Genomic DNA, 8,670 nt, shown 5'->3' with positions numbered 1-8,670 from the left:
GAATTTATAAGGAAGACATTTAATTATTCATATTGTGCAGATGAGGTTTTTATACAAACTTTGATTATGAATTCAGAATTTAAAAATAATTTATTTAATAAAAATTTTGATAATGACCATTATGCTTGCCTTAGATGTATAGATTGGAAAAGAGGAAATCCTTGGATTTTTAGAAAAGATGACTATGATATGCTTGTAAATTCAAAGGCAATATTTGCTAGAAAGTTTAGTGAGAAAGTTGATAAAGATATTGTGGATATGATATTCATAAATTTGAAGGGAGAAATATAATGTACTCTTATGTTACAGTTATAACAAATGATAATTATTTGCCAGGAGTAATAGCTTTAAGATATTCACTTAAAAAAGTTAACTCAAAGTATAATCTAACTGTTATTGTTTCAAGAAATTTAAGTCAAAATAGTAAAAGTATATTGAAAAAATTAGATTTAAATTTTATTGAAAAAGATGATTTCTATATCCCACAAGATATTTTAAATATAAATTTATCAGCTGGTATGGATTATTGGAGTAATACTTTTTTTAAATTATGGGCAGTTACTTTGAAAGAATACAAAAAAATAATTTTGATTGATTCAGATATGATTGTTTTAAAGAATATTGACCATTTATTTGATAAAGAACATATGTCAGCTGTTGTAGCTGGAAAAGGATTAAATCCTGAATGGATAAAACTTAATTCAGGGCTTATGGTTATAGAACCAGAGAAAATTAGTATTTCTGATATTATGAACACACTTGATAATGTTAAAAGCAAAAAAGAGATAATTAAAAATGGTTTAGGTGACCAAGATTTATTTAATGAATATTGTATAGATTGGTCTAATATGAGCGAATTACATTTAGGAGAAGAATATAATATGTTTTCAATATATATTGATTCTTACTTAAAAAGAGGTATATTGAAAAATTTTAATGACATATATATTATACATTATATAGGAAAAGAAAAACCATGGAATTATTCTTTAAAAAGAGTTATAAAGATTTTGTTAAAAAGTTTTAAAAAAGTGAGTTTTGGAGAATTGAAAGCTTATATTTTATTTAAAAATATAAATAAAAATGCCAATAAACAATTATCTAAAATATTGAATTAGAGGGTGGTGTATTTGAAAAAAGAATATAAAGATTTTATTTCTTTGATAAGAAGTATATTTGATGAAAATTATGACTTTGATATTTCTAAGATAGATTTAAGAGTTATGTTTAATATGGCAAAATCTCATAGTATGTCAAATTTAATATATTATGCCTTTAAAGACAAAAATATTTCTAGTAATATCGAAGAATTTATATATAAACAGCATATGGGAAGTCTTTACAGACAAGCTTTAATTTCAAATGAAGGGAAATGTGTTTTTAAATCTTTAAGTAATAATAATATAGAAGTTATGCCTTTGAAGGGTTGGTATGTTAAAGAATATTATCCATCAGAAGATATGCGCCCAATGTCAGATATAGATGTATTATTTTATATTAAAGATATTGAAAAAATAGAATATCTAATGAAAAATATGGGTTATAACCTTAGAAAAGGTGATGAAAACCATTATATATTTGAAAAACCTCCTTTTATAATGTTTGAATTTCACCCATGTATTTTTCATGATAATGATATTATGAGTAGCCATATGAACCCTGGTTGGCAGTATGCTAAAAAAGATATAGACAACCCTATAAAAAGAATGACTGATGAAGGATTATATATATATCAGATGGCACATCTTGCAAAACACTTTTTTGAAGGTGGAACAGGGATACGTTCCGTTCTTGATATATGGATAATTAGACAAGTAATAGGGAAAAAATTAGATTTTGATTATATAAATAATGAATTTGAAAAAGCGGGTATACTGGAATTTTCTAAAAACATAGAACAGTTATCTGACATATGGTTTTCAGGACATGAAAGTACAGAATATTTTGATGAATTAGGTACATATATAGTAGAAAGTGGCACATTTGGAACTGCTGAAAACGCTGTTTTAAATAGTGTAATTAAAAATAATAATGATGATAAAAAAGTTATTTTTTTTATTAAAAAAATATTTTATCCTTATAGTCAGATGAAACACAGATATACTGTGCTTAAATATCTGCCTTTTTTACTGCCTATTTTTTGGATTATAAATATTTTCAGAGTGCTATTAAATAGGAAGGAAAAATTAAAATTATATGTAAAAGCTGTTAAAAATACTGAAACATCTGATATTATTAAGCACAAAGAAAAAATGCGAAAATTTGGATTAAAAATTTGACGATATATGTAAAGTTATATTGATTTTAAAGATTAAAATTGATATTATAGAATTTGTAATTTTATTATTTTTTTATAGAAATGAGTTGAATAATTTATGAATAATCTTGCAGATATTGATTTGCTAAAACTTTTTAAGATTATAGCTTCTAAACTGTGGCTTATAATACTTTCAGCAGTTATATTTGGAGGAGCTGTATATGGTTACACTCGATATTGCGTTACACCTCTTTATACATCTTCATCAAGAATATGTATAAAAAGTTATCAGGGAGATATAATTGACCCTGCTACTATTGCATCCGGTACTGTAAATTACAGTGAGATGACTATATCTCAAAGAATAGTTACAACATATCTTATTGTACTTGAAAGCAATACTGTTATGCAAGCTATTGCAGATGCTTCAGGTTTGGGATATAGTGCTGGTGCTGTTCGTTCAATGATGAATGCTTCAGCGATAGATGAAACAGCTATAATTAATGTTTCATTTACAAGTTCAAATCCAGAGCATGCAGCAATATTAGCAAATACTGTTGCTACTGTTGCTCCAGAGCAGGTTGCAGCTTATGTTCCAGGAAGTTCTGCTATTATACTTGATAAAGCAGTAGTTCCAACATCACCATCATATCCAAGTTATAAGAGAAATGTATCTCTAGGTGTTATTATTGGTGCAGTATTTATGTGTTTTATTGTTGTTTTGAGAGAACTTATAGATGTTCGTATAAAATCTGAGGAAGATTTGGAACAGATTTTTGACCTTCCTATACTTGGAACAATACCTTCATTTACTTCAAAATTAGGAAAAGAAAATAAGTATGGAAGAGGTTATTATTATAGGTATGAAAATAGAGAAATAAATAACCAAAGTGATGATAATAAAGAAAATGAGGGTAAAGAAAAAATTGATACTGAAAATAAAATGGGGGAGGATAAATAATGGGTTTTTTTAAATTTAAAAAAAATAAAAAATCTAATCCCATAGAGGAAAGAAAATATATTATAAATGATGATACACCTTTTGCCATAACAGAGGCTTATAAAGGTTTGAGAACAAATGTAACTTTTTCAAGAACAAGTGAAGGTTGTAGAGTAATAGGACTTACAAGTTCTTTTTCATCTGAGGGTAAAAGTATAAATTGTCTTAACCTTGCAATAACTTTTGCTAAGGCAGACTCTAAAGTTTTAATTATAGACTGTGACCTTAGAAGACCTAATATATCAAGATTACTTGATATAAAATCTTCTCCAGGACTTTCAAATTTTCTTGTAAACTTAAATAAATTAAGTGAAGTTGTAAGAAAAACAGAATATGAAGGTCTTGATGTAATAACATCAGGAGACATACCTCCAAACCCTTCAGAACTTCTTTCATCAGCTAGAATGGAAGACCTTATTGGAGAAATGTCAACTAGATATGATTACATATTTATTGATACACCACCTGTAAATATGGTTACTGATGCAGCAATACTTTCAAAATTACTGGAAGGTATGATTTTTGTAGTAAGAGAAAAAAGAGTTGATAAAGATGAAGTTATAAATGCAATAAGTCAGCTTGAGTTTGCTGGAATGAAAGTTTTAGGTTTTGTTTTTAATGATGTATCTGTTGATGAGAAAAAATATTATAGAAGACATCATTATGGTTATAGTAGGAGAAAATGAGGTGAATTATATTGGTAGATTTTCACTCACATATATTGCCGGGAATAGATGATGGAAGCCAAAGTGTTGATGAAAGTATCAAAATGCTAAAGTCATCATGGGAACAAGGTGTTAGAACTATTGTAGCTACGCCCCATTATTATGCTTCTGATGAGTCTGTTGATAGTTTTTTGAAAAGACGTGATAGGTCTTTTGATATGTTACAAAAAGAACTTGAAAATATTAGTTTTGATGTGCCTAATATAGTTTTAGGGGCAGAAGTATATTTTTTCAATAGTATGGGACATTCTGATGATATAAAGAAACTTTCAATAGGAAATACAAAATATATACTTGTTGAAATGCCTTTTTCACCCTGGACAACCTCAACTATAAATGAAATATATTCTATTATGTCAAAAAATATGATACCTATAATCGCTCATATAGAAAGATATTTTAATCAGGAAAAAAAGAGCGGGAAAATAGAAGAACTTATGGATACGGATGTTTTTATTCAAATGAATTGTGAGTATATAAATGATATATTTACAAGGAGAAAAGCCTTAAAACTTATAGAAAATAATATTATAAATGTTATTGGAAGTGATTGTCACAATCTTTCTAATAGAACCCCTAATATGGGAAAGGCTATTTCCATAATAGAAAATAAATTGGGTTATGATATGATAGAAAATATATACAATACATCAATGTATATACTGAAGTGATTTTTATAACCTTTAAAAGGTAAATAATTGACAATTTAGCTCCAATAGAGTTATAATTATAAAGTATAGAAATCCGCATTTTGTAGTGTGTTAACTGAAAAATGTAATTTTTTAAAAAAGGATGTATACTATGAAAAAAAGAATTTTAAAAATCTTGGCTGTTATTTTGATTATCATAGTATGTAGTGCAGGCTTTATTGTATATTCCCAATGGGACAATATACAGGCTGTTGCTTATTATACAAAGTACTCTAATGATGAGATAAGTACAATGATAACCGAAAATGACAAAAAGGTATCTAAAGCAGTAGAAAAACTTCCTGATATTACAATACATGAACTTACTGCTGATGAGAAGGAAGCTCTTAAAACAGGTGCCCTTTCTCAGGAAGATACTGTAAACATTATTCTCAGCAAATCAGTTCTTGTAAAGGAGGGGGAAAATTATACTGTTGTTGCAAATGAAACTTATGATAACTCAGTAGAAGAAAATTCAACTGATGAAGTTGAAGCTGCAAAACAGAGAGTTGCCGAAAACATAGCTCAGATTTATGTTTATAAGGAACAGTACAGCAATGAACTTGACAGTATACTTAAATCTGCTATGGAAGAATATAAGAGCCTTCCCTCAGGCGAGAGAAATTCAAAATCAAAAGAGGATATAGCCTTTAAATATCTTGATGTTGCACTTAATCTTGAGAAAGAGTGTGACGCTAATATGGAGGCTATAATAAAGGAAATAAGCAGCGACCTTAAAATCTATGGCGGAGACAAATCCGTTGTTGATGATATAAAAGAGGTATATGAGAATGAAAAAAGTCTCAAAAAGGCTTATTACCTTTCCATATATAACTGATTTTTTAAAAGTCGGTTTTATTGTAGTTTTTCAGTATTTTAAATAAAAAAGAGGGTGACGCAATTATGAAATTTAAACTGAAAAAACTTATAGCATTAGGTCTTACTCTTGCTATGACTTGCTCGGCTTTATCAATGCCGGCATATGCTCTTAACGTAGTTGATAACCCAGAGGTTTCAACTGACGGAACAAATTCAGTTGATAGCAGTACATTTGAAACTGTTGAGATAACAACTGACGAAAATGGAAATACTGTTATAGGAACTGATGAAACAGAGAGTGAGACAACAACTCCAACAGAAGGTGGAGAAGAAACAACACCACCAACAACAGAGGGTGGCGAAGAAACAACAATACCACCAACAACAGAAGGTGGAGAGACAACAACACCACCAACAACAGAAGGTGGAGAGACAACAACACCACCAACAACAGAAGGTGGAGAGACAACAATACCACCAACAACAGAAGGTGGAGAAGAAACAACACCACCAACAACAGAGGGCGGAGAAACAACAACTCCTCCAGAAGTTGTTGACCCGGGATTTGGTGTTGACCCAGTAGACCCAGGATTTAATGTTGACCCAGAATTTGGTGTGCCACCAGTGGACCCAAATCCAGAACTTCCAGGTTTGGGGGATGAAACTACAACTGATGAGTTTGTTCCTCTTCCAGAAATGTCATTAATGTCACTTATGACTTTCTTGGAAAATGCACCTATGGAAACTATTAAGGTTGATTATGTTGATTATGTAAATGGAAATTCTATAATTAAAAAAGAAGTTGAAATGGGTTACATTGCTGATGTAGCTGAAAAAATTTATGAATCACCAGATGGAAAACATTACGAATTCCAGAATGCTACTGTAAATGGAGTAGAAATACTTTATGTTGCTGAATATACAGATGAAAATAATTTTACATATACTTATTATAGTACAGATGGACGTACAGCTGTATTAATTGAAGAGACTGATGAGTTACATTTTAATTACAGAGAATATTATAATGTGACATTAAATAAAACTGGAAATGGTACAGCAACTTGTGATGATAAAGTATATGTTGATTTGGGAACAACAGTATTAAGTGTTGTACCTGATAAGGCTCAGAAAGTTAATAAAATAACTGTAAATGAAACTGAACAGAGTAATGTATCTCTTAATGCTGGAGAATATAATATACCTATTACAGGTGATACAAAAATAAATGTTGAGTTTGCTGAAAGAACTGAAGATTATAATATTAATATTGTAGATTCAGGTTTTATTAGTATAGATAAACAGTATAATATTCCTGTTGGTGGAAAAGAGTGGAAAACAAATCCTGCTGAGTTTAATATTCAAGGTTCAACTATTGATAATATTATTGTCAATGGTCAGAATATTGGTATAAGTTTTGACTTAAATAATGATAAGGATAGACCAACAACTAAAGAATATACTATACCAGGAACTTATGATGGAACAAAATTTATAATAAAATATTATGATAATAGTTTATTTGGTTTAACAACAGGCAACACTAGATATTATTATACAATTTCTATACCAGAAGTTTATAATGATATGGAAATACAATTTGCTTCTAGTGCTTCAACTCTTATAGTAAGTAATCTTGTAAATACAAGTACATCTCAAGATGGAACTATATATTTTGCAAATCCTGAAAAGGAAAATAGTCTTCAGATTTTTGAACCAGGAAAGAAAATTACAGTTTATGGTTCATCATGGGGAGATAAACTTTATTTTTATTATAAACCTGATACTGGATATATGTCCGGAGATTTGACTTTAGACTCCAAGAATGATTTTGGTGTTACTATATTTAAGCTTGGTGGACATTCAGATATATCAAAAGCTTCTAATGGTCAACCAGGATTAGAAGAAGCAAAAGCAAAAGGAATGACACATTATTTTTATTTAGAAAAAACTTTCTGGGGTGCACAGATTTGGTCTGATTCTAAAATAAGCCTTGATTGTAAGCCAATAGAATATAGAGCTGTTTATGATGTAGCTGGTGTTTCTGACTCTAATACTTATACCATAGAGGAAGGTAAAAATAAAATAACTTTACCTACAAAAGAAATAGAAAATGACAATGGTATTCTTGCAGGTTGGATTGGACCAGATGGAAATTATTACGGAGCAGGTTCTACATTTAAAATAAATGAAAGTACAGTAGACCTTGCAAATGTAAGTAATCAGTTTGAGTTTAAGGCTGAATATATACCTAAAAATAGATTGTATTCAGTAGAACATTATTGGGAAAATAATTCTGGAGGATACAGCCTTCATTACACAGATAAAAACCTTGCTCTTCCAGAATCAGAACCAGGTAAACAGCAGACAGCCATAGCAATTCCTATGGATTATTCAGATGAAGGATATTATTTTGACCCTTCAAATACAAACAATGTGAGAATGGCTGTTGTAGAAGCAGATGGCAAAACTACATTAAAACTTTATTATAAAGCATTTAGAAGAGTTCAGTATGATTATGATGTAGATGGAGTAGATACATATGCTACTTTAAAAACTAAATACTATGATGGAAATGAAATAACTCTTCGTACAGCTCCTAATAGTACAGATGCTTCAGGAAGTCCTCTTTATTTTGCAGGTTGGGCTGTAAATGGTGATACTGAAAATCTTTTAAAAGCAGGAGATGTATATAAACTTTCATCAAAAGTGACTAAGTTTAGTGCTGTATACTATTCTGCAACTGAATTAGGTTATGAGACTGGTTCTGATGTAGGAGAAAAAGGTGGAAAAGTTAATACATCATTATTTGATACTCCAATAACAGTTGAACTTAGTGATGATGGAACAAATGCTTGTGTATATGGAACAACAAATATAACTAAAGAAGAACTTGTAAATTATAGTGCAATAGGCTTTGTGATTTCAAGTTATAACAATGCACCTACAACAGTTGGTGGATTTAATTATACATCAGATACTAATGTATATGGAAAAATTAAAGTAAATGGTGTTTATAATGAAGATAGTGCAGAAGGTTATTATTATGGTGTAAATCTTAAACGTTGTACAACTTCAACAGTTAAAGATTTCACAGTTACACCTTATGTAACTTTACTTGATGGTACAATAATTTATGGTACACCTAGTAATGTTAGTTTTAATTAATGAATAGGAGGA

The 8,670-nt window shown here is 29.5% G+C and carries 7 protein-coding genes and 1 pseudogene; all 8 read left to right on the top strand.

The genetic code is table 11. The features are described 5' to 3' along the window. Positions 1–291 (top strand): annotated as a pseudogene (locus B5E58_RS13505) (hypothetical protein); the annotation flags it as partial. Next, entirely contained in the window at positions 291–1,118 is an 828-nt protein-coding gene (locus tag B5E58_RS11510; protein WP_088109808.1) for a glycosyltransferase, read from the top strand. The pseudogene B5E58_RS13505 and the gene B5E58_RS11510, both read left to right, overlap by 1 nt. Positions 1,119–1,130: 12 nt before the next feature. Then, the gene (locus B5E58_RS11505; protein ID WP_088109807.1) at positions 1,131–2,279 is read left to right on the top strand and encodes a nucleotidyltransferase domain-containing protein; all 1,149 of its coding nucleotides are present in this window, start codon (positions 1,131–1,133) and stop codon (positions 2,277–2,279) included. Positions 2,280–2,375: 96 nt separating this feature from the next. Continuing rightward, on the top strand, positions 2,376–3,218 hold the full coding sequence (locus B5E58_RS11500) for a YveK family protein (RefSeq protein WP_088109806.1): 843 nt from the start codon (positions 2,376–2,378) through the stop codon (positions 3,216–3,218). After that, positions 3,218–3,943 (top strand): CpsD/CapB family tyrosine-protein kinase, encoded by a 726-nt coding sequence (locus B5E58_RS11495; RefSeq protein WP_088109805.1) that lies wholly within the window; start codon positions 3,218–3,220, stop codon positions 3,941–3,943. Before B5E58_RS11500 ends, B5E58_RS11495 begins: the two co-directional genes overlap by 1 nt. 11 nt (positions 3,944–3,954) lie before the next feature. Further along, positions 3,955–4,653: a tyrosine-protein phosphatase gene (locus B5E58_RS11490; protein ID WP_088109804.1), complete on the top strand. Its 699-nt coding sequence runs from the start codon at positions 3,955–3,957 to the stop codon at positions 4,651–4,653. A 130-nt stretch (positions 4,654–4,783) separates the two neighbouring features. Beyond that, positions 4,784–5,509: a hypothetical protein gene (locus tag B5E58_RS11485; protein ID WP_088109803.1), complete on the top strand. Its 726-nt coding sequence runs from the start codon at positions 4,784–4,786 to the stop codon at positions 5,507–5,509. 65 nt (positions 5,510–5,574) lie between these two features. Then, a complete protein-coding gene (locus tag B5E58_RS11480; RefSeq protein WP_088109802.1) occupies positions 5,575–8,658 on the top strand; it encodes a hypothetical protein in 3,084 nt (1,027 codons plus the stop codon). Positions 8,659–8,670: the final 12 nt, after the last annotated feature.

It is taken from the genome of Tyzzerella sp. An114 (assembly GCF_002161055.1).
In the GTDB taxonomy this organism is placed as follows: Bacteria; Bacillota; Clostridia; order Lachnospirales; family Anaerotignaceae; genus Fimicola; species Fimicola cottocaccae.
The sequence above is the reverse complement of the archived record's forward strand: the minus strand, read 5'-3'. Positions and strand labels throughout refer to the sequence as shown.